Source organism: Pseudoalteromonas sp. P1-25, assembly GCF_001401805.1.
Classification (GTDB): Bacteria; Pseudomonadota; Gammaproteobacteria; order Enterobacterales; family Alteromonadaceae; genus Pseudoalteromonas.
Map to the genome: position 1 here is coordinate 1 of NZ_LKDW01000106.1, position 322 is coordinate 322.

1 protein-coding gene is annotated in these 322 nt (G+C 63.0%); it reads right to left on the reverse strand.

Annotated elements, in window-relative coordinates:
• Nucleotides 1-68 precede the first annotated feature (68 nt).
• On the reverse strand, nucleotides 69-322 hold a 254-nt coding region (locus AN393_RS19735), incomplete at its 5' end, for a GNAT family N-acetyltransferase (protein WP_144430249.1).

Genomic DNA, 322 nt, shown 5'->3' on the forward strand with positions numbered 1-322 from the left:
CGAATGAATATATGTCCAGGCCCATCCTGCCACGGAAACATGACCGCGCCTGCGGCAATGTTTCATCGTCACTGCAGGGCGATCGAGTACGAGACGATATCCGTGTAGCAGCCCGCGCGTTTGACTGCCCGCGGCTCCGTGCCGAATGCACTGAAGCCCAGCGATTCGTACAGCCCGCGCGCGGCAGCGTTGTCCGCCAGCACCGTGAGGGTGAGCGATTCAATGCCTTCCGCGCGCGCAGCCGCGAACGCGGCAAGAAGAAGCTGACGGGCGATACCCTGGCCACGATGGCCAGCATCCACGTGGACACTGTGCACTTCCG